Source organism: Actinomadura opuntiae (genome assembly GCF_030283205.1).
In the GTDB taxonomy this organism is placed as follows: domain Bacteria; phylum Actinomycetota; class Actinomycetes; order Streptosporangiales; family Streptosporangiaceae; genus Spirillospora.
This window is the reverse complement of the sequence record NZ_JASNWF010000026.1, coordinates 82,382-106,238: the sequence shown is the minus strand read 5'-3', so window position 1 is coordinate 106,238 and position 23,857 is coordinate 82,382. Positions and strand designations below refer to the sequence as shown.

General features: G+C 73.8%; 20 protein-coding genes and 1 tRNA gene. 12 read left to right on the top strand and 9 right to left on the bottom strand.

The window, feature by feature from the left end; all coding sequences use genetic code 11:
* Nucleotides 1–80 precede the first annotated feature (80 nt).
* Together QP089_RS41170 and QP089_RS41165 are read right to left on the bottom strand one after the other, a co-directional pair.
* Nucleotides 81–2,129 (bottom strand): selenocysteine-specific translation elongation factor, encoded by a 2,049-nt coding sequence (locus QP089_RS41170; RefSeq protein WP_285919715.1) that lies wholly within the window; start codon nucleotides 2,127–2,129, stop codon nucleotides 81–83.
* 241 nt (nucleotides 2,130–2,370) lie between these two features.
* The gene (locus QP089_RS41165; protein WP_285919713.1) at nucleotides 2,371–2,904 is read right to left on the bottom strand and encodes a MarR family winged helix-turn-helix transcriptional regulator; all 534 of its coding nucleotides are present in this window, start codon (nucleotides 2,902–2,904) and stop codon (nucleotides 2,371–2,373) included.
* Between the two features lie 98 nt (nucleotides 2,905–3,002).
* Here QP089_RS41165 and QP089_RS41160 point away from each other — a divergent pair, with 98 nt between their 5' ends.
* Together QP089_RS41160 and QP089_RS41155 are read left to right on the top strand one after the other, a co-directional pair.
* Complete coding sequence (locus QP089_RS41160) at nucleotides 3,003–4,445, top strand: MFS transporter (protein WP_285919711.1); 1,443 nt, start codon at nucleotides 3,003–3,005, stop codon at nucleotides 4,443–4,445.
* A 140-nt stretch (nucleotides 4,446–4,585) separates the two neighbouring features.
* Entirely contained in the window at nucleotides 4,586–6,472 is a 1,887-nt protein-coding gene (locus QP089_RS41155) for a propionyl-CoA synthetase (protein WP_285919709.1), read from the top strand.
* A 30-nt stretch (nucleotides 6,473–6,502) separates the two neighbouring features.
* Here the strand turns inward: QP089_RS41155 and QP089_RS41150 are convergent, their stop codons facing one another.
* The gene (locus tag QP089_RS41150) at nucleotides 6,503–6,772 is read right to left on the bottom strand and encodes a GlsB/YeaQ/YmgE family stress response membrane protein (protein WP_285919708.1); all 270 of its coding nucleotides are present in this window, start codon (nucleotides 6,770–6,772) and stop codon (nucleotides 6,503–6,505) included.
* A 135-nt stretch (nucleotides 6,773–6,907) separates the two neighbouring features.
* Entirely contained in the window at nucleotides 6,908–7,900 is a 993-nt protein-coding gene (gene selD / locus QP089_RS41145; protein WP_285919707.1) for a selenide, water dikinase SelD, read from the bottom strand.
* A gap of 177 nt (nucleotides 7,901–8,077) precedes the next feature.
* Between selD and QP089_RS41140 the strand changes: the two genes are divergently transcribed.
* The 9 genes from QP089_RS41140 to QP089_RS41100 all read left to right on the top strand — a co-directional run bounded on the left by QP089_RS41140 (nucleotide 8,078) and on the right by QP089_RS41100 (nucleotide 17,496).
* Complete coding sequence (locus QP089_RS41140; protein WP_285919705.1) at nucleotides 8,078–9,922, top strand: AMP-dependent synthetase/ligase; 1,845 nt, start codon at nucleotides 8,078–8,080, stop codon at nucleotides 9,920–9,922.
* 17 nt (nucleotides 9,923–9,939) lie between these two features.
* Nucleotides 9,940–10,032, top strand: a tRNA-Sec gene (locus QP089_RS41135).
* 91 nt (nucleotides 10,033–10,123) lie between these two features.
* On the top strand, nucleotides 10,124–10,315 hold the full coding sequence (locus tag QP089_RS41130; protein ID WP_285919704.1) for a DUF3099 domain-containing protein: 192 nt from the start codon (nucleotides 10,124–10,126) through the stop codon (nucleotides 10,313–10,315).
* 37 nt (nucleotides 10,316–10,352) lie between these two features.
* Nucleotides 10,353–10,979 (top strand): trimeric intracellular cation channel family protein, encoded by a 627-nt coding sequence (locus QP089_RS41125; RefSeq protein WP_285919702.1) that lies wholly within the window; start codon nucleotides 10,353–10,355, stop codon nucleotides 10,977–10,979.
* A gap of 85 nt (nucleotides 10,980–11,064) precedes the next feature.
* On the top strand, nucleotides 11,065–11,877 hold the full coding sequence (fdhD, locus tag QP089_RS41120; protein WP_285919700.1) for a formate dehydrogenase accessory sulfurtransferase FdhD: 813 nt from the start codon (nucleotides 11,065–11,067) through the stop codon (nucleotides 11,875–11,877).
* A 178-nt stretch (nucleotides 11,878–12,055) separates the two neighbouring features.
* Nucleotides 12,056–12,991: a metal-dependent hydrolase gene (locus tag QP089_RS41115; protein WP_285919699.1), complete on the top strand. Its 936-nt coding sequence runs from the start codon at nucleotides 12,056–12,058 to the stop codon at nucleotides 12,989–12,991.
* A 171-nt stretch (nucleotides 12,992–13,162) separates the two neighbouring features.
* On the top strand, nucleotides 13,163–14,005 hold the full coding sequence (locus tag QP089_RS41110) for a M24 family metallopeptidase (RefSeq protein ID WP_285919697.1): 843 nt from the start codon (nucleotides 13,163–13,165) through the stop codon (nucleotides 14,003–14,005).
* Complete coding sequence (locus QP089_RS41105) at nucleotides 14,002–15,819, top strand: SDR family oxidoreductase (RefSeq protein ID WP_285919695.1); 1,818 nt, start codon at nucleotides 14,002–14,004, stop codon at nucleotides 15,817–15,819. Before QP089_RS41110 ends, QP089_RS41105 begins: the two co-directional genes overlap by 4 nt.
* Nucleotides 15,820–15,882: 63 nt before the next feature.
* Entirely contained in the window at nucleotides 15,883–17,496 is a 1,614-nt protein-coding gene (locus QP089_RS41100; protein WP_285919693.1) for a phytoene desaturase family protein, read from the top strand.
* A 7-nt stretch (nucleotides 17,497–17,503) separates the two neighbouring features.
* Here the strand turns inward: QP089_RS41100 and QP089_RS41095 are convergent, their stop codons facing one another.
* From QP089_RS41095 to QP089_RS41075, 5 genes are read right to left on the bottom strand one after another with little or no spacing between them, the layout of a single operon-like run.
* A complete protein-coding gene (locus QP089_RS41095) occupies nucleotides 17,504–18,673 on the bottom strand; it encodes an ABC transporter ATP-binding protein (RefSeq protein WP_285919691.1) in 1,170 nt (389 codons plus the stop codon).
* Between the two features lie 9 nt (nucleotides 18,674–18,682).
* Nucleotides 18,683–19,513, bottom strand: coding sequence for a carbohydrate ABC transporter permease (locus QP089_RS41090; protein WP_285919689.1), 831 nt, complete (start codon nucleotides 19,511–19,513; stop codon nucleotides 18,683–18,685).
* Nucleotides 19,513–20,448, bottom strand: coding sequence for a carbohydrate ABC transporter permease (locus QP089_RS41085; protein ID WP_285919687.1), 936 nt, complete (start codon nucleotides 20,446–20,448; stop codon nucleotides 19,513–19,515). The genes QP089_RS41090 and QP089_RS41085 overlap by 1 nt, the downstream gene beginning before the upstream one ends.
* Entirely contained in the window at nucleotides 20,445–21,719 is a 1,275-nt protein-coding gene (locus QP089_RS41080) for an ABC transporter substrate-binding protein (RefSeq protein WP_285919685.1), read from the bottom strand. Before QP089_RS41080 ends, QP089_RS41085 begins: the two co-directional genes overlap by 4 nt.
* 14 nt (nucleotides 21,720–21,733) lie before the next feature.
* Nucleotides 21,734–23,035 carry an NAD(P)/FAD-dependent oxidoreductase gene (locus tag QP089_RS41075; protein WP_285919682.1) on the bottom strand — a complete coding sequence of 434 codons (1,302 nt, stop codon included), beginning with the start codon at nucleotides 23,033–23,035 and terminating at the stop codon, nucleotides 21,734–21,736.
* A 274-nt stretch (nucleotides 23,036–23,309) separates the two neighbouring features.
* Between QP089_RS41075 and QP089_RS41070 the strand changes: the two genes are divergently transcribed.
* Nucleotides 23,310–23,744 (top strand): CBS domain-containing protein, encoded by a 435-nt coding sequence (locus tag QP089_RS41070; RefSeq protein ID WP_285919680.1) that lies wholly within the window; start codon nucleotides 23,310–23,312, stop codon nucleotides 23,742–23,744.
* The last annotated feature ends 113 nt before the right edge of the window (nucleotides 23,745–23,857 follow it).

Sequence of the window (23,857 nt, the reverse complement as noted above, 5' to 3'; positions counted from 1 at the left end):
ACCGTGATCTATGACGCCAGAGGCGCCCGCCGCGGTTCAACCGGTTTTCCCGCCCCTTGTGGAGGTTCGTCCCCGTCTCGTCAGCGGCGGCGCTCGGTCAGGCCGAGGGAGTCCAGATGCTCCAGCAGCGCGACGGCGACGCGGCGACTGGTGGACAGCGCGTCGCCGGCCTGCCCGGGGGTGAACGGCTGCGGCAGCGCCGACAGGATGCGCAGGGCCTCGCGGTCGGCGCCGGGCAGCAGGACGACGCCGTCGCGCAGCCGCAGCACCGCGCCCGCGCGTTCCGCGGTGGCGAGGGCGCCGCCGGTCAGGCCGAGCTCGGCGAGACGCTCCTCGGCGGGCGCGTCGAACGGAGCACGCGCGAGCTCGACACGGAGCCGTTCCACAGCGGCGGCGATCCCGGGCGGCATCACCGTCCCCTCCGCCCGCCGCCGCCCGCCCTCATCCGAAGCCCGCCCCTGCGACGAACCAGCGACACCAGACGCACTTGCGCCTTCAGCCGATGACGCGCCCCCAGCCGGGGGCTCGACCTCGGCCGGAGACGCAGCCCCAACCAAAGACGCGCCCACAGGCGGGGATGCGCCCACAGGCGGGGGCTCGAACCCAGGCGTGGATGTGGCCCCAAGCGGAGGCTCGATCCCAGGCGGAGGCTCGGTTCCAGGCGGGGGTGCGGCTTCGACCGGGGGCTCGGGTGTGGTTGGCGGTGCGGCTCCAGTCGGGGGTGCGGGGTCGGGTGGGCTTGCGGTTATAGGCGCGGGCGCGGGTGTGGCCGGTTCGGGTGGGGGGCCGTGTACGCGGCCGGCCTCCAGGCGCAGGGGTGGGCGGACGAGCGCGGCGACGTGGTGGCGGGCGGGCAGTCCGAGGCGCAGCCGCGCGGTCTCCAGCGGGAAGCCGGGCGCGTGCGGGGTCGCCGCGGCGTGCCGGGCGGTCTCCTCGGCGAGGCGCTCGTGCAGCGCCGCCCAGTGCTCGGGGTCGGCGAGCCAGCCGCCGTCCAGCGCCACGGCGCCGTCCGGCGGGGCGCAGCCCATCAGGTCCAGCTCGGAGGCGCGCAGCACGCCGTGCCGGCGCAGCACCAGCGCGCCGTCCGGGCGGTCGGGCCAGGTCGCCAGCTCGCGGGCGCGCGCCGCACCCGCGTCGCGCCGCACGAGGGTCGGCGGCCGCACGTCCAGGACGCTGACGCCGGCGATGGCGCGCCGCTCGGGGTCGCGCAGCAGCGCGGTGTCGCCGATGTGGAGGGGCAGCCGGGCGTTGAGGGTGAGCCGGGCGGTGTCGGGGCCGAGGGGGCGCAGCCGCACCGGGACGGCGGCGGCGCCGATGTGCAGGGTCATCCGCCGCGCCAGCCGCCCGGACGCCGCGCCGAACCGGGTCCGCACGTCCACGCAGGTGGTGTGCGACCAGCGGCCGGGCGTGACCAGCGCCATGCCGGCGGCGACGCGCCCGGCGTCGCGCAGCGTGAGCACGACGCGGGAGACGCCGGTGGCGTTCTCGCGGGGGCCGCCGGTGCTGCCGATCGTCCGGACGCGGACGCGGCGCCCGGCGGGCATGAGCAGCAGCTCGTCGCCGACGGCGACGGTGCCCTCGGCGAGGGTGCCGGTGACGACGCTCTGCCGGCCGGCGGTGAACGCGTGCTCCAGCCACAGCCGCACCGGCGCGTCCGGGTCGGGCACGGGCAGCCGGCCGGCGAGCCGGTCCAGGGCGGCGGCCAGCTCGTCCAGCCCGGCGCCGGTGACGGCGCTGACCGCGACGGTCTCGACGCCGCGCAGCGCCGTCCCGGCGAGCCGGTCGCGGGCCTGGCGCAGCGCGAGCTTGGGGTCGGCGACGTCGGAGCGGGTCACCGCGAGCACGCCCGCGCGGGTCCCGAGCGCGGCGAGCGCTTCCAGGTGCTCCTGCGACTGCGGCATCCACCCCTCGTCGGCGGCGACGGCGAACAGCACGGCGGGCACCGCCCCCACCCCCGCGAGCATGGCCGGGACGGACCGTTCGTGCCCGGGGACGTCCACGAACGCCAGCCGGCGGCCGGAGGGCAGCTCGGTCCAGGCGCCGGGCTCCTCGGGCTCCATCCCGGTCAGGGCGCGCACCAGGGCGGACTTGCCGTGCCCGTGATGGCCGGCGGTCGCGACGACCTGCATCAGCGCCCTTCCCGGACCGCGGCGCGCGGGGCCGCGGGGAAGGGGGCGGGCACGACCGGAGCGGAGGGGACGCCTGCGGGGACGTCTTTGCGGGGGTTACGCAGACGAAGGTCCACGGAAGGCAACCCTAAGGACGCCGGGCCCCGGAGCGAAACCCGATCGGGCCCACACCGCGTGATCATAAATCTCACTAACCTCGCGTAAACCACAAGCGACCATGAATCGTCGGCGCTCGGGCGGGCTAGCTGAGGCCGTCGCGGCCCTCGCAGCGGGCGAGGTGCTCGGAGTGCGCGAGGAAGTCGTCGACCATCCGGTGCACGAGGCCCGCCAGTTGCGCCCGCTCCTGCGCCGACCAGCCGGCGAGGGCGTCGGCCATCCACTGGCGGCCGACCGCGCGGACCCGTTCGACGGCCTCCAGCCCCGCGTCGGTGATCCCGACGCGCTGGGCGCGCCGGTCGTCGGGGTCGGGCACGCGCTCGACGTAGCCGGTCCGCTCCAGCCGCTGCACCTGCCGGGTGACGTGCGGCGCCTCCACGGCCAGCCGGGCGGCCAGCTCCCCCTGCCGCAGCGGCCCGGGCGCGTCGGCGAGGGCGCGCAGCAGCGGCACCGCGGCCCGGTCGACCGGCACGCCGGCGACGGCCACCGTCCGGTCGTGCTGCTTGGCGCGGGTGAGCATGTGCGCGACGCGGCTGATCGCGCGCTCGATCTCCACGATGTCGCGCGGCGCCGCGGCGCCGGTCTGCGGGTGGGCGGCGGACCGCGGCGGGGTGGACATGCGATCCATTGTACGATGCGTTTACTTAACTTAAGTAAGCAGATACTCCGCGCCCTCCCGAGCTCCCCCCGACCGGGACCGTCCCCCCAGGAGGCTTCATGACCGGCGCCCCGACGGCGGCCGCCGCCACGACCCGGCGGCGGCCCGCCGGCCCCCCGCGCACCGGCCTCACCCTGTTCGCGCTGGCGATCGCGGGCATGGTGGTGTCCGTCCAGCAGACGCTGGTGATCCCGCTGCTGCCCGAGCTGATGCGCCGCTTCGACGTCTCGGTCACGGCCGTGACGTGGGTGTTCACCGCCTCGCTGCTGGCCGGCGCGGTCGCCACCCCGCTGCTGTCGCGGTTCGGCGACATGTACGGCAAGAAGAAGATGATCCTGCTGGTCCTGGTGCTGCTGTTCATCGGCTCGGTGATCTGCGCGGTGTCCGGCTCGCTCGGCGTGCTCATCGTGGGCCGCACCCTGCAGGGCGTGTCGTCGGCGATGATCCCGCTGGCCATCGGGATGATCCGGGACACCTTCCCGCGCGAGCGCATCACCACCGCGATCGGCATCGTCAGCGCCACCATGGGCGTCGGCGGCAGCGCCGGCATGATCGTCACCGGGTTGATCGCCGACCGCACCGACAGCCACCACCCGGTGTTCTGGATCACCGCCGCGCTCGCCGCCGCGGGCCTGGTCCTGGTCGCGATCACGGCGCACGACAGCGGCACCCGCGCCGGCGGGCGGCCCGACATCGCCGGCGCGGCGGTGCTGGCCGGCTGGCTGGTCTGCCTGCTGCTGGCCATCAGCGAGGGCAACGACTGGGGCTGGACGTCCGGCGGGGTGATCGGGCTGTTCGCCGCCGCCGCGGTGCTGTGCGCGGCGTGGGTCGTCGTCGAGCAGCGGGTGCGCGAGCCGCTGGTGCGGCTGAGCCTGCTGGTCGGGCCGAAGTCGCTGTCGGCGAACCTGTCCTCGACGCTGCTGGGCTTCGCCATGTTCGCGGCCTTCACCCTGATCTCCGGCTTCGTCCAGTCGCCGTCCGGCAAGGTCGGGTACGGGCTGGACGGCTCGGTGCTGGACGTCGGCCTCTACATGCTGCCCAGCACCCTCACGATGCTCGTCGCGTCGGCGATGTCCGGCATCGTCGCCCAGAAGATCGGCCCGGCCTTCACGCTCGCGCTCGGCTCGGTCTTCGCGGGCCTCAGCTACACCTGGCTGGCGCTGTCGAACGCGCACGGCTACGACATGCTGGCGTTCAGCGCGATCCAGGGCGTCGGCTTCGGCATCGCCTACGCGGCGCTCGGCACGCTCGCCGTGCAGCACGTCCCGATGGACCAGAGCGGCATCGCCAGCGGCATCAACTCGCTCGTCCGCACCACCGGCGGCAGCGTCGCGGGCGCCGTCACCGCGTCGATCCTGGCCGGGAAGGTGATCGCCGGGACGGAGGTGCCGACGCTCGGCGCCTACGAGCTGTGCTTCTGGATCGTCGCGGCCGGCGCGGTGTTGGCGGCCGCGGTCGCCGTCGTGCACGGTGTCCGGCACCCGCACGAGCGCGCGGAGTGATCCCGGGGACGCGGCGGCGGTGACCGTCCGCGAACGGGAGGTGGCGGCGCGGGGCCTTGACGAAAGGCACCCGCGCCATGCCCTATAGGGGTGCGCCCCGAAACGCGGATCGGGGCGGGCACCGCCACCGGGAGGACGAAATGGGCGCCTACGCGGCCGCGTACGAACGCAGCATCGCCGATCCGACCCGGTTCTGGGGCCTGGCCGCGCGCGACGTCCGGTGGCTGGTCCCGCCCGACCGGGTGCTGGACGACGGCGCCCCGCCGTTCTACCGCTGGTTCACCGGCGGCGAGCTGAACACCTGCGACAACGCCCTCGACCGGCACGTGGACGAGGGGCGCGGCGACCAGCGGGCGCTGATCTACGACAGCCCCGTCACCGGGACGGCGCGCGGCTACACCTACCGGGAGCTGCGCGACCTGGTCGCCCGGTTCGCCGGGGCGCTGCGCGCGCAGGGCGTCGACCGCGGCGACCGGGTCGTGATCTACCTGCCGATGATCCCCGAGGCCGTGATCGCGATGCTGGCGTGCGCCCGGCTCGGCGCCGTCCACTCGGTGGTGTTCGGCGGGTTCGCGGCGCGCGAGCTGGCCGTGCGGATCGACGACGCCCGGCCCAAGGCGGTCGTGTCGGCCTCCTGCGGGATCGAGGGGGGCCGGGTCGTCCCCTACAAGCCGCTGCTGGACGAGGCGCTGGGGCTGGCCAAGCACAAGGTCGAGCGGTGCGTGATCCGGCAGCGCGAGCAGCTGCACGCCGACCTCGTCCGGCCGCGGGACGTGGAGTGGGACGAGGCGGTCGAGGCGGCGCGTCCGGTGGAGTGCGTGCCGGTCGCCGCCACCGACCCGCTCTACATCCTCTACACCTCCGGGACGACCGGCCGCCCGAAGGGCGTCGTCCGCGACAACGGCGGGCACGCGGTGGCGCTGCGGTGGTCGATGGAGAACGTGTTCGGTGTGGGGCCGGGCGATGTGTTCTGGGCGGCGTCCGACGTGGGCTGGGTCGTCGGGCACTCCTACATCGTGTACGCGCCGCTGCTCACCGGCTGCACGACCGTCCTGTACGAGGGCAAGCCGGTCGGGACGCCGGACGCGGGCGCGTTCTGGCGCGTCGCGGCGCAGCACCGCGTGAAGGTGCTCTTCGCCGCCCCGACCGCGATCCGCGCGATCAAGAAGGAGGACCCGGACGGGGCGCTGCTCGCCGGGCACGACCTGTCGGCGCTCGACACGCTGTTCCTCGCCGGGGAGCGGCTCGACCCCGACACCTACCACTGGGCGTCGCGGGTGCTGGACCGGCCCGTCATCGACCACTGGTGGCAGACCGAGACGGGCTGGCCGATCGTGGCGAACCTGCGCGGCCTGGAGCCGATGCCCATCAAGCCGGGGTCGCCGTCGGTGCCGGTGCCCGGGTACGACGTGCGGGTCCTCGGCCCGGACGGGGCGCCGGTCCCGCCCGGCACCGACGGGGACATCGCGATCCGGCTGCCGCTGCCGCCCGGCACGCTGCCGACGCTGTGGCAGGACGACGAGCGGTTCGTGGAGTCCTACCTGACCCGCCACCCCGGCCACTACCTGACCGGCGACGGCGGCCACGTGGACGAGGACGGCTACGTGTGGGTGATGGGCCGCACCGACGACGTGATCAACGTGGCCGGGCACCGGCTGTCCACCGGGACGATGGAGGAGGTCATCGCCGCGCATCCGGCGGTGGCCGAGTGCGCGGTCATCGGCGTCGAGGACCCGCTGAAGGGGCAGGTCCCGCGCGGGTTCGTCGTGCTGAAGAGCGGCGTCCTCGCCGAGCCCGGGGAGCTCGGCGAGGAGCTGGTGCGGATGGTGCGCGACCAGGTCGGCCCGGTCGCGGCGCTGAAGCGGGTCGAGGTCGTCGCGGCGCTGCCGAAGACGCGGTCCGGCAAGATCCTGCGCGGGGTCATGCGGGGCATCGCCGACGGCAAGGAGGTGACGGTGCCGTCCACGATCGAGGACACCGCGGTGCTGGACGAGCTGCGGCCCGTCCTGCGCCCGCCCGCGCCCTGACCGGCGCGCCCCGCCCGGCGGCGGGCCCGCCTAGCGGTGGGTCGTGGGCGGCCAGAACGCCAGGACGAGGCATACGCCGGCGGCGGCGACGCCGATCTGCAAGAGGGTCTCCCACAGGTTCCAGCCGGACGTGCGCAGCCCGACCATCGCGGACAGGCCCGTCCCGGCGAAGGCCGCGACCACGCCGACCGCGACGGTCAGCCAGGCGGGCATGCTCTGCCGGCCCGGCACGATCAGCCGGCCGAGCGCCCCGACGACGGCTCCCAGGACGATGGCGGAGACGATCCCCCCGATGGTCATGCCCGCTCCTTCGGTCTCCCCCGCCCTACCCGCCCCCCGCCCCCCGACACGGCCCCGCGCCCTCGTCGAGTTGCGGCGAGTCGTTGTTATGGAGCGCTCCATAACAACGACTCGCCGCAAGTCGACGCATCCGGGCTAGCGGACGACGAGGTGGCGGCGGCCGAGCGGGACCAGCTCGCCGATCACCGGGGCGCCGGGGATCTCGCCGGCCACCAGCAGCCCGCCGGAGGTCTGCGCGTCGGCCAGCAGCAGCCGCTCCTCCTCGGAGATCCGGCGGAAGTCGGTGTGCGGGGAGACCCAGGCGAGGTTGCGGCGGGTGCCGCCGGGCACGAAGCCGTCGCGGACGGCGGCGCGCGCCCCGTCCAGGTACGGGACGGCGGCGGCGTCCACGACGGCGGTGACGCCGCTGGCCCGCGCCAGCTTGTACAGGTGGCCGAGCAGCCCGAACCCGGACACGTCGGTGGCGCAGACGGCGCCGCGCTCCAGCGCGGCGAGGCCCGCCGCCGCGTTCAGCGCCGTCATGGTCTCGACGGCCTCGGCGAACACCTCGCCGGTGGCCTTGTGCCGGGCGTTGAGCACGCCGAGGCCGAGCGGCTTGGTCAGCGACAGCGGGACGCCCGGCCGCCCGGCGTCCAGCCGCAGCAGCCGGTCGGGGTCGGCGAGGCCGGTCACCGCGAGGCCGTACTTGGGCTCGGGGTCGTCGATGCTGTGCCCGCCGGCGATGACGCAGCCGGCGAGCTCCGCCACGTCCCGCCCGCCGCGCAGCACCTCGCGGGCCAGTTCGGCGGGCAGCGCGTCGCGGGGCCAGCCGAGCAGGTTCAGCGCCATCAGCGGCTCGCCGCCGACGGCGTACACGTCCGACAGGGCGTTGGCGGCGGCGATCCGGCCCCAGTCGTAGGCGTCGTCGACGACGGGGGTGAAGAAGTCGGCGGTGGACACCACCGCGCGCCCGCCGGCCAGGCGCAGCACCGCCGCGTCGTCGCCGTCCGCGCCGCCGATCACCAGCGGGTCCCCGCCGCCGGTGAGGCCGGCCACGACGTTCTCCAGCTCGCCGGGCGGGATCTTGCACGCGCAGCCGCCGCCGTGGGCGTACTGGGTGAGGCGGGCTGCGCGGACGAGACGGGTCACCAGGAGATTTAACGCACAACCACCACAAATGATCAACAAACGGACTGTACGGGTCCGGTCACCCAGGGGTCGCCGGCGGGCGCGACCAGCGGAAAATGCCGGAAGGGCTTGTCCGAACGCCGTTCGGCATGGTGCGATCCTGTTCTGCAAGTCATCACTTACTCAAGGGGCGACCACATGGGGATCCAGGAGCAGCGGGACGAGCTGGACCGGGCCGTCGAGGGGCAGACGGTCTGCACCGGCCTCGCCGCCACCGCTTCGGAGCACGGGGACAAGCCGGCCTACTCCGACCGCGTCGGCGGGCAATGGCGGACGCTCACCTGGGCCGACACCCGGACCCGGGCGCTGGAGACCGCCGCCGGGTTCGCCGCCCTCGGCCTCGCCCCCGGCGACGTGGTGGCGCTGATGATGCCCAACCGGTCCGAGCACGTGCTGGCCGACCTCGGCGCCGTGCACGCCGGCGGGATCCCGACCACCGTGTACGCCACCCTCGCGCCCGACCAGGTCGCCTACGTGGCCGGCCACTGCGAGGCCAGGTACGCCGTGCTGGACGGCGCCGACCAGCTCGCCCGCTGGCAGCCCGTCCTGGACCGGCTCCCCCATCTGCGCAAGATCATCGTGGTGGACGCCGCCGCCTGCCCGGACGACGACGACCGCTACATGAGCTGGGACACCTTCACCGCGCTCGGCCGCGGCGAGCTCGCCGCCGACCCCGCCGCGATCGACCGCCGCTGGCAGGCCGTGAAGCCCGAGGACACCGTCACCCTGCTCTACACCTCCGGCACCACCGGCGACCCCAAGGGCGTCCTCATCACCCACTCGATGGTGCTGCACGAGGCCGCGATGGTGCAGCGCAGCTCGGTGCTGCCCGACCACCCGTCCGGCGTCTCCTACCTGCCGTTCGCGCACATCGCCGACCGCGTCCTCAGCTACTACCTGCCCGTCCGGCTCGCCGCGCACGTGCACTTCTGCCCGGACCCCGCGCAGCTGACCACCGTGCTGGCCGAGGTGCGGCCGCACTCGTTCTTCGGCGTCCCGCGCGTCTGGGAGAAGATCATGGCGGGCATCCAGGCGGTGCTGTCGGCCGAGCAGGACCCGGCGAAGAAGGCCGCCGTCGCGGGCGCGCTGGAGGCCGGCCGCGCCTACGTCTCCGGCCAGGAGTACGGCAACACCCTCACCCCCGAAGTGACCGCCGCGTTCGAGGCCGCCGACGCCGCCGTGCTCACCCCGATGCGGGCGCTGCTCGGCCTGGACCGCGTCCGGCAGGCCTCCAGCGCCGCCGCGCCGCTGCCGGTCGAGGTCGCCCGGTTCTTCGCCGGCCTCGGTCTGAAGATCTTCGACGCCTACGGGATGACCGAGACCACCGGCGCGATCACCGCCAACCTCGCCGACTCCTTCAAGCTCGGCACCGTCGGCCGCCCCTTCGACGGCGTCGAGCTGAGGCTCGCCGAGGACGGCGAGATCCTCGTGCGCGGCGCGACCTGCACGCCCGGCTACCTGAACCGGCCGGAGGCCACCGCCGACCTCATCGACGCCGACGGCTGGGTGCGCACCGGCGACGTCGGCCGCCTCGACGAGGACGGGTTCCTCACCGTCGTCGACCGCAAGAAGGAACTGATCATCACCGCCGGCGGCGAGAACGTCGCGCCGTCGATGATCGAGAACCACCTCAAGGAGCACCCGCTGGTCGGCCAGGCGCTCGCGTTCGGCGACCGCCGCCCCTACGTCGTCGCGCTGATCACGCTGGACGGCGAGGTCGCGCCGGTCTGGGCCGCCGCGCACGGGATCGAGACCACCGATCTCGCCGCGCTGGCCGAGCACCCGCTCGTCCTGGAGGAGGTCGGCAAGGCCGTCGAGGACGCCAACGCCCGGCTCGCCCGCGTCCAGCAGGTGAAGAAGTGGCGGCTGCTGCCCGCCGAGTGGACGGCCGAGAGCGAGGAGCTGACCCCCACCCTCAAGCTGCGGCGCCGCGTCGTGCACGGCAAGTACGCCGAGGCCATCGACGCCCTCTACGCCGGGTGATCGACTAGTATCGCGGCGGAGGCGCGCGAGCGCCTGGTGGCCTCCGCGGTCTTCAAAACCGTTGGTCCCGAGCATCTCGGGACGGCGGGTTCGATTCCCGTGCGCCTCCGCGAGCACGCCCGCGGCCGCCGGCCCCGCCGAGGGGCCGGCGCCGCGCGACGTACGCCGCGCGACGTACGGCGCGCGACGTACGGTGGGGGTATGAGGCGGCGCAAGCTCGCGTACGGGATCATGATGGGGACGTGCCTCACCTTCATCGTCCTGGCCTGGACGGTCGTCCGGCTGTACTCGACGACCGCCGCGATCGCGATGTCGGTTTTCGCGATGGTCATCCCGCCGTTCGCGGCGGTGGTGGCGAACTGGAACATCGACCGCACCGACCGGCGCGACTGAGCCCGACCGGCGCGGCCGCCGCGTCCCGGGGGCGCGGGTGAGCTGGCCGGACGTCCCGCAGGTGCTCGACCTGGCCGGCATCTTCGTGTTCGCGGTCTCGGGCGCGCTCGCCGCCGTCCGCAAGCGGCTGGACGTCGTCGGGATGGTGGTGCTCGCGGAGATCACCGCGCTGGGCGGCGGCATCCTGCGGGACCTGGTCATCGGCGCGGTCCCGCCGGCGGCGTTCACCAGCCTGGGCTACGTGCTGGTGCCGCTGGTCGCGTCGGCGCTGGTCTTCTTCTGGCATCCGCAGGTCGCCCGGCTGCTGCCCGCGGTTCTGCTGTTCGACGCGGCGGGCCTCGGGCTGTTCTGCGCCACCGGGACGGTGAAGGCCCTGGACCACGGGCTTTCCCCGCTGCACTCGGTGCTGCTCGGCGTGGTGACCGCGGTGGGCGGCGGCATCCTGCGCGACATGATGAGCGGCCAGATCCCCGCGGTGCTGTACGACCGGCAGCTGTACGCGCTGCCGGCGATGCTCGGCGCCGCCGTGACCGCCGGCGCCTCGTCGGCCGGGCTGCACGGCGGCGCCGTCACCGCCGGCGCGGCCGTCCTGGCGTTCGCGCTGCGGGTGATGGCGATGCGCCACGGCTGGCGGACGCCCCGCCCCCGCGGCGTCCCCGACTGAGACCGCTCCGTCTGGACCGCTCCGTCTGGCCCGTTCCGTCCGGACCGCTTCGTCAGTCGGCGGCAGCGGGAGTACCGTTGCGTTCATGGGGCGGATCACCGTGCGCAAGCCGGTCCTGCGGATCGGCACCGGCGGGACGGCCGGGCACCGGCCCGACACCCTCGCCGTCGAGGAGCCGCTGGAGATCCGCGTCGCGGGCAAGCCGCTCACCATCACGATGCGCACCCCGGGGCACGACTTCGACCTGGTCGCCGGGTTCCTGGCGGCCGAGGGCGTCATCCGCGGAGCGGCCGACCTCACCGCGATGCGCTACTGCGCGGACGCCCACGAGCAGAACACCCTGGACGTCGCGCTGGCCCCCGGCGTGGCGCCGCCCGACGACGCGATGACGCGCGCGTTCACCACGACGAGCGCGTGCGGGGTGTGCGGGAAGGCGAGCATCGAGGCGCTGCGGACCGACCGGCCGTACGAGGTGGCCGCCGATCCCGTCCGGCTCACCCCCGAGGTGCTGGCCGTGCTGCCGGACCGGCTGCGCGCCGCGCAGCGGGTCTTCGACCGGACGGGCGGGCTGCACGCGGCCGGCCTGTTCGACGCCGGCGGCGGCCTGCTGGCGGTCCGCGAGGACGTCGGGCGGCACAACGCCGTCGACAAGGTCGTCGGATGGGCCCTGCGCGAGGGCCTGCTGCCGCTGGCCGGTAAGATCCTCATGGTCAGCGGACGCGCGTCGTTCGAGCTGACCCAGAAGGCGATGGCCGCCGGGATCCCGGTGCTGGCGGCGGTCTCCGCGCCGTCGTCGCTGGCGGTCGAGCTGGCCGAGGACGCCGGGATGACGCTGGTCGGCTTCCTGCGCGGGGACACGATGAACGTCTACGCCGGAGCGGAGCGGATCCGCCTCTGACATCCGGGCCGCTCGGCGGCCGCTTTGTCATCTCGGACCGAAAACCAATCGGTAACTTGTTGGCCCGCCCTCAAGACACCGGGCCCGTCACAGGAGTTGACTGCTCCCCCTACGCAATGACGCCGGCGTGCGCGCACGCCGCGTCCCGCACCGGGCGCGCGAAGCGGAGGACTACGGAATGACGAGGCCCCTGACAGGCGGCGGAGCGGCGTCCGGCATCGACGAGCGCCACCCCCCGATCAAGCCTCGGCGGGTCTCCTTCGACTGGTCGTCCACGCCGCTGCACTGGGTGCCGGGCGATCCGCTCGCCACCCACATCATCAACTCCTTCCACATCGTCCTGCCCGAGGGCGAGAAGTGGTTCATCCAGTGCGTCAAGGACGCCCGCCCGTACATCAAGGACGAGCGGCTGCTGGAGGAGATCCGGGGGTTCATCGGCCAGGAGATGGTGCACGCCCGCTCGCACCAGGGCGTCCTCGACCAGATCCTCGAGACCAACGGGATCGACGTCGGCAAGATCACCGACCAGATGGCCAAGGGGAACGCCGAGCGGCCCGAGCAGATGGCCGAGCTGAAGCGCAGGAGCCCGCGGGCCTGGCGGCGCCGGCTGCGGTTCGAGCTGGCGGCGGTCGCCTCGATCGAGCACTACACCGCCGTGCTGGGCCAGTGGATCATGGACAACGACCGGCTGGAGAAGGCCGGGGTCGACCCGACGATGCTGGACCTGCTGCGCTGGCACGGCGCCGAGGAGGTCGAGCACCGGTCGGTGGTGTTCGACGTCTTCAAGGCGATGGGCGGGCGCTACCCGACCCGGGTGGCGGCCTGGGTGGTCTCGCTGTTCTTCCTGTACTGGGCGCTGATCGGCGGCTCGCTCTATCTCATGAAGCAGGACCCGACGGTGACCAGGCGGGTCACGCCGCTGCGCGTCCTGCGCTCGTACCGCCGGTCCGTCCGGCAGGGGCACGTGCCCGGCATCTTCAAGCTGCTGCTCGGCGAGGCGCCGATCTACCTCCGGCCGGACCACCACCCGTCCAAGGTCTGCTCGACGCCCCGCGCGCTGGAGTACCTGAAGCAGTCGCCCGCGGCGCAGGCCGCGGGCTACGACCCGTACTAGCCCGACACCGGGTACGGGACCGACAACCGGACACCGCGACCGGAGGCTCCCCGGAGACCTCCCCCTGAGGGCCCGTACCGCCGCGCCGTACGGGCCCTCGCGCATGCCGGGTGGCGAGCGTCACGCACGCCCCCCTTGACCGCGGTTCGGCTCGCGCGGTTAATTAACACCGTGTCCAATAAAGTGACGCTCGCCCGCACGCACGATGAAGCGGAGCTGGAGCGATTCCGCGACGTCCAGCGCCTGTGCTACGAATGCGCCGACGAGGTCGCCGCCACCCTCGAACCGGGCGTGACCGAGCGCGAGGCGTGCCGCCGCATGCGCCGCTGGCTGCGGGCGCACGGCGTCGACGACTGGCTGCACACCCCGTTCGCCTGGTTCGGCGACCGGTCGGCGTTCCGGGGCTTCAAGGTCCCGACCCAGTTCCTCCCCAGCGCGACGCGGCTGGAGGAGGGCATGCCCTACATCCTCGACATGGCGCCCGTCCGCGACGGCTACTCCGCCGACATCGGCTACGGCGGCGTCCTCGGCGAGAACCGCATCTGGGAGCGGCTCGACGCCGACCTCGCCTCCTACCGGAGGCTCATCCTCGGCCTCGTCCGCGAACGCCGCACGTTCGCCGACATCTACGCCGAGGTCGACGCGCTGATCGAACGGCAGGGCTACGAGAACCGGCACGCGAAGTACCCCGGACGGGTCATCGGCCACCAGGTCGGGATCATCGGCGGAATCCTTCCCAAGGGCGTCGGATTCCCGTTCGGTGTACGGTTCCTGCAGACCATCGGCCGCGAACTGGTCAAGGAGCGCCTGGAGGGCCGCTCCCCGCTCTGGAACGGGGCCGCGCAGTCCCAGCACCCCCCGACGCCCGGGCTGTGGGCGGTGGAACCGCACATCGGGTTCCGCGGCGTCGGCGTGAAGTTCGAGGAGATCCTCGTGGTCACCGAGGACGACGCCTACTGGCTCGACGACGACCTGCCCCACGTGCACCGGTGGGCACGACGGGAGGCGCAATGACGCAGACGATCACCCCCGGCACCCCCGGCACCCCCGGTACTCCTGGCACCCCCGCCGCGGCGCCGGTGCGGCGGCGGCGGGTCCGCGGCGACGGCGTCGACCTGGCCGTCTACGAGCAGGGCGACCCGTCGCGGCCGACCGTCCTGCTCATGCACGGCTACCCCGACACCCACGCGGTGTGGGACGAGGTCGCCGCGCGGCTCGCCGGCCGCTACCACGTCGTCCGCTACGACGTGCGCGGCGCGGGCGCCTCGACGCGGCCGTTCGGGCGCAAGCGCTACACCTTCGACTACCTGATGTCGGACATGCGGGCGGTGCTGGACGCCACCGCGCCCGACCGCAAGGTGCACCTCGTCGGGCACGACTGGGGCTCGATCCAGTCGTGGGAGGCGGCCTGCACCATGCCGGAGCGGTTCGCCTCGTTCACCTCCATCTCCGGGCCGTGCCTGGACCACGTGGCGCACTGGACGCGGCGCAACCTCGCCCGCCCCACCCCGGCGAACCTGAAGCGCGCCGCCGGCCAGGGCGTGCGGTCCTGGTACATCTACTTCTTCCAGACGCCCCTCCTGCCCGAGCTGATGTGGCTCGCCGGGCTGTCCAGGCCGTTCGGCAAGGCCCTGGAGATCGGCGAGGGCGTGCCCGCCCGCCCGGGGCACCCGGCGCCGACGATGGCGCGCGACGGCGCGTCCGGCGTCGGCCTGTACCGGGCGAACATGGTGCAGCGGCTGCGCCGCCCGCGCGACCGCCGCACCGACGTGCCCACGCAGGTCATCGTGCCGACGAAGGACCTGTTCGTGTCGCCGCACCTGGTCGGCGGGCTGGGCGCGCGCGTGCCGAACCTGTCGCTGCGCCCGATCGCGGCCGGCCACTGGGTGCCGCGCAGCCACCCGGACGTCGTCGCCCGCTGGATCCACGAGCACATCACCGGCGTCCAGGGCGGCCCGCTCACCGCCGCCGAGTCCCGCGCGCTGCGCCGCGCCCGCGTCGAGCGCGACCGGCGCCCCTTCGACGGCTCGCTGGTCGTCGTCACCGGCGCGGGCAGCGGCATCGGCCGCGCCACCGCGCTGGCGTTCGCCGAGCAGGGCGCGGAGGTCGTCGCCGCCGACCTCGACATGGCCACCGCGCAGCGCACCGCCGAACTCGCCGGGCTCCTCGGCCCCGCCGGGCACCCCTACCAGGTGGACGTGTCCGACGCCGCCGCGATGGAGGACTTCGCCAAGTCCGTCCTGCACGAGCACGGCGTCCCGGACGTCGTGGTGAACAACGCCGGGATCGGCATGGCCGGGTCGTTCCTCGACCACACGGTGGACGACTGGGACAAGGTCCTCGGCGTGAACCTGTGGGGCGTCGTGCACGGGTCGCGGCTGTTCGCGGCCCAGATGGCGGAGCGGGGGCAGGGCGGCCACATCGTCAACACCTCCTCGGCCGCCGCGTTCACCCCGTCCCGGACGCTGCCCGCCTACGCCACCAGCAAGGCGGCCGTGCTGATGCTGTCGGAGTGCCTGCGCGCGGAGCTGAAGGGCAAGGGCATCGGTGTCAGCGCGATCTGCCCCGGGATCGTCAACACCAACATCACCCGGACGTCCCGGTTCGTCGGGCGCGGCGCGGAGGAGCAGGCGCGCAGCCAGGAGAAGGCGGCGCGGGCGTACGCGCTGCGCGGCTTCGGGCCGGAGGGCGTCGCCAAGCAGATCGTCAAGGCGGTCCGCGACGACAAGGCGGTCGTGCCCGTGACCCCGGAGGCGCGGCTGAGCTACCTGGCGTCCCGGCTGTCGCCGCGCGCGATGCGGCTGCTCGCCCGCTTCGACGCGGGCTAGGGCGCCCGCGCCGGGGTAGGACGCCCGCACACGCCCTAGGGTGATCTTGGGAGGCGGTGCGTGATGGCGGACGCCGTGGTCGTCGGCGCGGGACCCAACGGGCTCGTGGCGGCCAACCTGCTGGCCGACGCGGGCTGGGACGTCCTGGTCCTGGAGGCGCAGCCCGACCCGGGCGGCGCGGTGCGCAGCGACCGGGGCGTCCACCCCGACTACGTCAGCGACCTGTGCAGCGCCTTCTACCCGCTGGGCGTGGCGTCGCCGGTGATGAGGGCGCTCGACCTGGAGCGGCACGGGCTGCGCTGGAAGCACGCGCCTGCCGTCCTGGCGCACCCGCTGCCGGACGGGGCCTGCGCCGTGCTGGAACGCGACCCGTCGCGCACCGCCGCGAGCCTCGACGCGCTCGGCGCGGGCGACGGCGAGGCGTGGCTGCGGCTGTGGGAGCTGTGGGAGCAGATGGGCGACGAGGTGCTGCGCGCACTGTTCACCCCGTTCCCGCCGGTCAGGGCCGCGCTGCCGCTGGCGGCGGCCGCGCGCCGGGCGGGCGGGCTGAGCGTCCTGCGCTCGCTGCTGGCGCCCGTCCGCACCCTCGGCGAGCAGGAGTTCACCGGTTCCGGCGGGCCGCTGCTGCTCGCCGGGTCCACGCTGCACACCGACATGTTCCCGGAGAGCACGGGCGGCTCGGTGTTCGGCTGGCTGCTCGCGATGATCGGGCAGCGGCACGGGTGGCCGGTGCCGGAGGGCGGCGCGGGCGAGCTGACCGCCGCTCTGGTGCGGCGGCTGGAGGCGCGCGGCGGGCGGGTCCGCTGCGGCACGCCCGTCGCGTCGGTGATCGTGCGGAACGGGCGCGCGCTCGGCGTGCGGACCGCGTCCGGCGAGCCGGTGCGGGCCGCGAAGGCGGTGCTGGCGGACGTGTCCGCACCCGCCCTGTACGGCGGCCTGGTCGGCTGGTCCGACCTGCCGGCCTCGCTGCGCGAGGACATGCGCCGGTTCACCTGGGACCACGCCACCTTCAAGGTCGACTGGGCGCTGTCGGGGCCGATCCCGTGGACCCCGCCGGACGCGGCGCGCGCCGGAACCGTCCACCTGTCCCCCGGCCTGGACGCGATGACCGACTACAGCGGGCAGATCGCCACCGGGCGCGTGCCGTCCGAGCCGTTCGCGCTGCTCGGTCAGATGACGACCGCCGACCCCGCCCGCTCCCCCGCCGGCACCGAGTCGGTGTGGGCGTACACGCACGTCCCGCACCGGGTGAAGGGCGACGCGGGACCCGACGGCATCACCGGCACCTGGGACGAGCACGAGCAGGACATCATGGCCCGCCGCGTCGAGGACGTGATCGAGCGCCTAGCCCCCGGCTTCCGCGACCGCGTCGTCGCCCGCCGGATCATCGCCCCGCCCGCGTTCACCGAGCACAACGCCAACCTGCTGAACGGCGCGCTGAACGGCGGCACCGCGATGGTCCACCAGCAGATGGTGTTCCGGCCCGTCCCCGGCCTCGGCCGCGCCGAGACGCCCGTCGCCGGCCTCTACCTGACGTCAGCGTCCGCGCATCCGGGGGGCGGCGTGCACGGCGGCTGCGGAGCCAACGCCGCCCGCGCCGCCCTCGCCCACGCCTCCCCGGCGGGCCGCGTCCTCACCCCCGCGCTGCGGTCCCTCAGCGGCCTTCTCGCCCCCTGAGCGGCGGTCAGGTGTTCTCGGTGAGGTTGAGGCCGGTCTCCGGCTCGAACAGGTGGATCGACTCGGGGTCGTATTCCAGTTCGAGCATCCGGCCCTCACCGGCCCCCGACCTCGGGTCCAGGCGCGCGACGATCTGGGCGTGCCGCTGCGAATGGCCCTGGAAGGCGTCCTCCAGGTGCTCGGAGTCGACCGTCGTGCCCGGCTCCAGGTCGATGTAGGCGAGCTTCTCCGCGCCGAGCGACTCCAGGATCTCGACCCGCCCGCCGAAGGTCAGCCGGCCGCCGTCCCCCTCGCTGCGGTCGAGCCGGGCGTCGGCGAACGCCTCCGGCCGGACGCCCAGCACGACCCGGTCCGGCGAGCGGTGCGCCGCCAGCGCCCGCCGCATCCGCTCCGACAGCGGGATGTCGCCCAGCACCGAGTGGAGCGCGCCGCCGGAGACCTCGGCGGGCAGGAAGTTCATCGCCGGCGAGCCGATGAACCCCGCCACGAACAGGTTGTGCGGATGGTCGTACAGCTCCTCGGGCGTGCCGACCTGCTGGACGACCCCGCGCCGCATCAGCACGATCCGGTCCCCGAGCGTCATCGCCTCGGTCTGGTCGTGGGTGACGTACACGGTGGTCGTGCCGAGCTGGTTCTGCAGCCGCGAGATCATCGTGCGCATCTGCACGCGCAGCTTGGCGTCCAGGTTCGACAGCGGCTCGTCCATCAGGAACGCCTTGGGGTTGCGGACGATGGCGCGGCCCATCGCCACCCGCTGCCGCTGCCCGCCCGACAGGTGCGCGGGCCGGCGGTCCAGGAACGGCTCGATCGCCAGGATCCGCGCCGCCTCCTCGATCTTGGCGTTGGCCTCCGCCTTGTCCATCCGGGCCAGCTTCAGCGGGAAGCCGATGTTCTCCCGGACGGTCATGTGCGGGTACAGCGCGTAGGACTGGAACACCATGGCGATGTCGCGGTCGCGCGGCGCCCGGTCGTTGACCCGGCGGCCGTCGATCAGCAGCTCGCCCTCGCTGATGTCCTCCAGCCCCGCGATCATGTTCAGGGTGGTCGACTTCCCGCAGCCCGACGGGCCGACCAGGATGATGAACTCCCGGTCGGCGATCGTCAGGTCCAGGTCCTGCACGGCGGTGGTGCCGTCGGGGTAGCGCTTGGTCACCCCGGACAGAACGATCTCAGCCATCGCGCCCCCTCAGCCCTTCACCGCGCCGGACGTCAGCCCGGCGACGATCCGGCGCTGGAACACCAGCACGAACACCACGATCGGGATGGTGATCACGATCGCGGCCGCGGCGATCGACCCGGTCGGGTTCTCGAACTGCGAGGAGCCGGTGAAGAACGAGATCGTCGCCGGCGCGGTCCGGGCCCGGCTGGAGGAGGTCAGCGAGATCGAGAACAGGAAGTCGTTCCAGCACACGATGAACGCCAGGATCGCGGTCGTCACCACTCCGGGCGTGGCCAGCGGCACGATGACCAGCCGGAACGCCTGGAACGGCGAGGCGCCGTCCATCTTGGCGGCCTTCTCCAGATCCCACGGGATCTCCCTGAAGAACGTGGACAGCGTGTAGATGGTCAGCGGCAGCGCGAAGGTGATGTACGGCAGGATCAGCCCCGGCCAGGTGTCGAACAGCCCGAGCGTCCGCTCGATCTCGAACAGCGGGGTGACCAGGGAGATCTGCGGGAACATCGCGATCAGCAGGGACAGCCCGAGCACCAGCGGCTTGCCGGGGAAGTCCAGCCGCGCCACCGCGTAGGCCGCCATCGTGCCGATCAGGATCGCGACCACGGTGGAGACCAGCCCGATGCCGATCGAGTTGCCGAGCCCGCGCACGAAGTCGGCGTTGTCGAAGATGCCGCGGTAGTTGCGCCACGTCCACCGGCCCGGGAAGAACGCGCCGTCGGTGACGGTGGACGGGTCCTTGAACGACAGCGACGCGATCCACACCACCGGGACCAGCGCGTACAGCAGGACGAGCAGGTTGACGACGCTCCAGCGGGTGATCCCGCCCGCGGTCCGGTCCATCAGCGCCTCCCCGCGTCCGGGGCGCTCGTGCCGAGCACCTTGACGAACACGAACGCGACCAGGGCGACGGTCAGGAAGATCAGCACCGACATGGTGGAGCCGATGCCGAGGTTCAGCCCGCCGATCAGGTTGTGGTAGGCGATCAGCGACACCGAGCTGGTGTTCTGCGCGCCGTTGGTGAGCACGAAGATGTCGTCGAAGATCCGGAACGCGTCCAGCGTGCGGAACAGCAGCGCGGCCAGGATCGCGGGCTTCATCAGCGGCAGCGTGATCTGGACGAAGCGCTGCCAGGCGGTGGCGCCGTCCATCGACGCGGCCTTCAGCGCGTCCTCGGGGACCAGCGCCAGCCCCGCCATCAGCAGCAGCGCCATGAACGGCGTCGTCTTCCAGATCTCCGCGAGGATGATGATCCCGATGGCCGGGAAGTGGTCGGTGAGCGGCGCCGACCCGGCCGGCAGCAGCCGGGCCAGGAAGCCGGTGCCGGGCGTCCAGGCGTACTTCCAGCCGTAGGCGGCGGCCACGGTGACGATCCCGTAAGGGATGAGCACGACGGCGCGCACCAGGCCGCGGCCCACGATCGTCCGGTACATCACCAGCGCGATCACCATGCCGAGGACCAGCTCGACCGCCACGCTGACGGCGGTGACCAGCACCGTGACGGCGAACGCGTTCCACCAGAACGGGCTGCTCAGCACGGTGGCGTAGTTGTCCGCCCCGATCCACGCCTTGCGGGCGGGGAAGCGCAGGTCGTAGCGCTGCAGCGACAGCAGCACCGAGTACACGATCGGCCAGCCGGTGACGGCCACCATCACCACGGCGGCGGGCGCGCACAGCATCCAGCCGAGCCGCCGTTCCGAGCGGCGGTTCGCGCTCGCCGCGGGGGCCTGCCGGCCCACCACCGGGATGGCCTCCGCGCTGCTCAGCTCCTCGTTCATGGAAGCACCCCCTTGCTCTGCAACGCGTCCTCGATCAGGCCCCGCAGCGTGCCCAGCGTGCGGGGCGGGTCGATGGCCGACGGCGGCGACAGCGTCTCCGCCGCCACCGTCGACACGTTCTGGTACGTCGGGGTCAGCGGGCGGGGGGCGGCGGTCTTGAGCGCGTCGAGGATCGCCTGCCGCATCGGGTAGGCCTTCGCCATCCCGCGCGCCCGGTACACCGCCTCGATCGTCGGCGGCAGCCCGTCGCGGATGGCGGCGGTCCGCTGGCTGCGCCGGTCGCGCAGGCACAGCGCGGCCTGGAACGCGGCGTCCGGCTTGGCGGAGTAGGCGCTGACGGCGAAGTTCGCCCCCCCGAGCGGCGCGCGGCCCGGCCCGGCGATGCCGGGGTAGGGCGCCCATCTGAACCTCTTCAGCAGCCCGGGCTTCATCTTGGCCATCGAGGCGTACACGAACGGCCAGTTGATCTCGTAGGCGCCGCGCCCGGACTCCACCGCCAGCCGCGCGTCGTCCTCCTTGGTGTTGGACATCGACGGGTCTGCGGCGGCGGACCGGGCGAACTGCCGCATCGTGCGCAGCGCCGTCAGCGCGGACGGCCCGAGGTCGGCCCGGTGGCCGTCGGGGCTGAGGATCCGCCCGCCCGCGGACGCGACGAGGCTGTTGAACCAGACGACGAGCCCCTCGAACTGCGCGCCGGTCACCTCGCCGTAGTGCGGCCTGCCCGCGGCCGCGAGCCGCTCCGACTCCCTGATCAGCCCGGCCCAGGTGGACGGCGGGTCGGGCATCAGGTCCGAGCGGTACCACAGCAGCTGGACGTTGGTGTTGTACGGCGCCGCGTACAGCCCGCCCTGCCAGGTCCCGGTGCCGAGCGGCCCGGGCAGCGTGCCCTCGCGGGCCTCCCGCGCGTACCGGCCGGTCCACTGGCGGATCCAGCCGGCCTCGGCGAGCTCCGCCGTCCACGTCACGTCGAGCCCGAGGACGTCCAGCCCGGAGTCGCGGGCCGCCAGCCGCCGGACCAGCTGCTCGCGCTGGTCGTCGGCGCCGCGCGGCAGGGTGTTGACGACGATCCGGTACCGGCCGCGCGCCTCCCGGTTGCAGCGGGCGGCGATCGCGCCGATGCTCTCCTGCGGCGCGTTGTACAGGTTCACGACGCGGCTTCCGGAGGCGCCCGACGCGCAGCCGGCCGCCAGGCCGGCGGTGAGGGCGGCCGCCAGCACCGCCGCCGCACGGCGCCCGGCCGGCGCGTCCGCCGGGAAGAATGCCCGCAGCATGGGCAGCGCCCTCGTCACAAGCTGTGCTCGACGTCGACGAGGCTGCTGGTGCGCGGGTCGAGCAGCCCGAGCCGGATCAGGTCGTCGCCGGCCGTCGCGTGTATCAGCCACTGGCCGAGCACGCGGGCCCGCGCCGACATCGACGGGACCGTCGCCAGGTGGTAGCCGCGCGTGACCGCCTGGGCGACCACGCCGGTCAGCTCCTTCCCGAACGGCCGCGCGACCGCCTGCGCGCCGCCGAGGTCGACCACGAGGCCGAGGTCCTTGTGCCGGTACTCGCGCGGCTCGTGGCCGAGCAGCGACGCGGCGACGTTGTGGGCGGCGACCCGGGCCTGCCGGACGGCGTGCTGCGCCGTCGGCGGGCACATCGCGTCGCCGCCGCGCACCAGGTCCGGGACGGCGGCCGCGTCGCCGACCGCGAACACCTCGGGGAAGCCGGCGAGCCGCAGGTCGGCGCCGACCCTGACGCGGCCCCGGTCGGCGGGCAGGTTCAGCGTGGAGATCACCGGGCTCGGCGTCACCCCGGCCGTCCAGATCGCGGTGCGGCACGGCAGCGCGGTCCCGTCGGTGAGGTGCGCGCAGTGCGGCTCCAGCCGCTCCAGCGTGGTGCCGAGCCGGATGTCGACGCCGCGCCGGCCGAGCAGCCGCATCGCGTCCCGGCCGAGCCGCTCGCCCAGCTCGGGCAGCAGCTTCGGCGCGATGTCGATCAGCGTCCAGGTCAGCAGCGCCGGGTCCAGCCGCGGGAAGCGGCGCAGCGCCTTGGTGGTGAGCAGCTGCAGGTTCGCGCAGGTCTCCACGCCGGAGTAGCCGCCGCCGACGACGAGGAACCCCAGCCGCGCGGCCCGCTCCCCCTCGTCCATGCTGGCGTTGGCCAGCTCCAGCTGCGCGATGACGTGGTCGCGCAGGTAGACCGCCTCGGCGAGGTTCTTCAGCCCGTGCGCGTGCTCCTTCAGCCCGGGGATGTCGAAGGTGCGGGTGACGCTGCCGGCCGCGAGCACCAGCCGGTCGTAGCGCAGCGACACCTTCGTGCCGTCGATCTTCTCCACGTCGATGACCCGCTCGTGCAGGTCGGCGCCGCGCGCCTTGCCGGGCAGCAGCTGGGTGCGGCGCAGCAGCCGGTGCAGCGGCCCGGCGATGGCGCGCGGGTCCAGCAGCCCGCCCGCCACCTGCGGCAGCAGCGGCTGGTACAGCGTGTAGCCGAACGGCGCGATCATGACGATCTCGGCCTTGGCGGGCCGGAGCAGGCGCTCCAGCGTGCGGGCGGTGTTGTAGCCGGCGAAGCCGGCGCCCACGATCACGATGCGGGATACGGGCACGGCGGGCTCCCTGGTCACCATCGACGTCGTTCACTGTGTGATCAGGAGACCACACTACGTGACCGATGATCCACTTCCACGGACCGGGGTCGGGTGAACACGACGTGTCAGGACGCGCCGGGCATCCCCCGGCGCGTCACCGGCCCGCCGCCGGTCCGGAAATGATGTACCGTGCCGGGGTTTTCCCGGGCGGTGAACCTGTGCGACCTTGTCAGGAACAAGCCCCCCGGCGGACGCCCGCCGCGGGTCCGAGACCGGCACCGGAGCGTGAGGCATGCGGATTCGCGACATCCTGCGGAGGAAGGGAGACGCGGTGGCGACGGTCGAGCCCGACGCCACCGTGCGACAACTGCTCGCCGTCCTGGCCGAGCACAACATCGGGGCGGCGGTGGTGTCGCCCGACGGCGCCGCCATCGCCGGCATCGTGACCGAGCGCGACGTCGTGCGGCGCATGCACGACCGCGGCGCGGCGCTGCTCGACCAGCCCGTCTCCGACATCATGACCACCGAGGTGCGCACCTGCGGCCCGGCCGACAAGGTCGAGGACCTGCGCCGCACCATGACCGAGCAGCGGTTCCGGCACGTCCCCGTCCTCGACGACGGGCGGCTGGCCGGCATCGTCAGCATCGGCGACGTCGTCAAGAGCGCCATCGACGAACTGGAGAGCGAGCGCGAGCACCTCGTCGACTACATCCAGCGAGCGCCGTAACGCGGCCGACGGAAACCACGCCCTGCCCCGGCCACGCAGGACCCCGGCCGTCGCGTTCGCGAGCGAAGCCGGATCCGAGCGAAGCGAGAATCCGATCGCGCAGCGAGGCCCCC

Bases quoted from the DNA above. Each gene is read 5' to 3' on its own strand.
- QP089_RS41130 (WP_285919704.1), top strand. From the start codon at position 10,124: ATGAGGCGGCGCAAGCTCGCGTACGGGATCATGATGGGGACGTGCCTC.
- QP089_RS41100 (WP_285919693.1), top strand. From the start codon at position 15,883: ATGGCGGACGCCGTGGTCGTCGGCGCGGGACCCAACGGGCTCGTGGCG.
- QP089_RS41085 (WP_285919687.1), bottom strand. From the start codon at position 20,448: ATGAACGAGGAGCTGAGCAGCGCGGAGGCCATCCCGGTGGTGGGCCGG.
- QP089_RS41070 (WP_285919680.1), top strand. From the start codon at position 23,310: ATGCGGATTCGCGACATCCTGCGGAGGAAGGGAGACGCGGTGGCGACG.
- QP089_RS41115 (WP_285919699.1), top strand. From the start codon at position 12,056: ATGACGAGGCCCCTGACAGGCGGCGGAGCGGCGTCCGGCATCGACGAG.
- QP089_RS41095 (WP_285919691.1), bottom strand. From the start codon at position 18,673: ATGGCTGAGATCGTTCTGTCCGGGGTGACCAAGCGCTACCCCGACGGC.
- QP089_RS41155 (WP_285919709.1), top strand. From the start codon at position 4,586: ATGGGCGCCTACGCGGCCGCGTACGAACGCAGCATCGCCGATCCGACC.
- QP089_RS41150 (WP_285919708.1), bottom strand. From the start codon at position 6,772: ATGACCATCGGGGGGATCGTCTCCGCCATCGTCCTGGGAGCCGTCGTC.
- QP089_RS41140 (WP_285919705.1), top strand. From the start codon at position 8,078: ATGGGGATCCAGGAGCAGCGGGACGAGCTGGACCGGGCCGTCGAGGGG.
- fdhD (WP_285919700.1), top strand. From the start codon at position 11,065: ATGGGGCGGATCACCGTGCGCAAGCCGGTCCTGCGGATCGGCACCGGC.
- QP089_RS41165 (WP_285919713.1), bottom strand. From the start codon at position 2,904: ATGTCCACCCCGCCGCGGTCCGCCGCCCACCCGCAGACCGGCGCCGCG.
- QP089_RS41105 (WP_285919695.1), top strand. From the start codon at position 14,002: ATGACGCAGACGATCACCCCCGGCACCCCCGGCACCCCCGGTACTCCT.
- QP089_RS41080 (WP_285919685.1), bottom strand. From the start codon at position 21,719: ATGCTGCGGGCATTCTTCCCGGCGGACGCGCCGGCCGGGCGCCGTGCG.
- QP089_RS41160 (WP_285919711.1), top strand. From the start codon at position 3,003: ATGACCGGCGCCCCGACGGCGGCCGCCGCCACGACCCGGCGGCGGCCC.
- QP089_RS41090 (WP_285919689.1), bottom strand. From the start codon at position 19,513: ATGGACCGGACCGCGGGCGGGATCACCCGCTGGAGCGTCGTCAACCTG.
- QP089_RS41170 (WP_285919715.1), bottom strand. From the start codon at position 2,129: ATGCAGGTCGTCGCGACCGCCGGCCATCACGGGCACGGCAAGTCCGCC.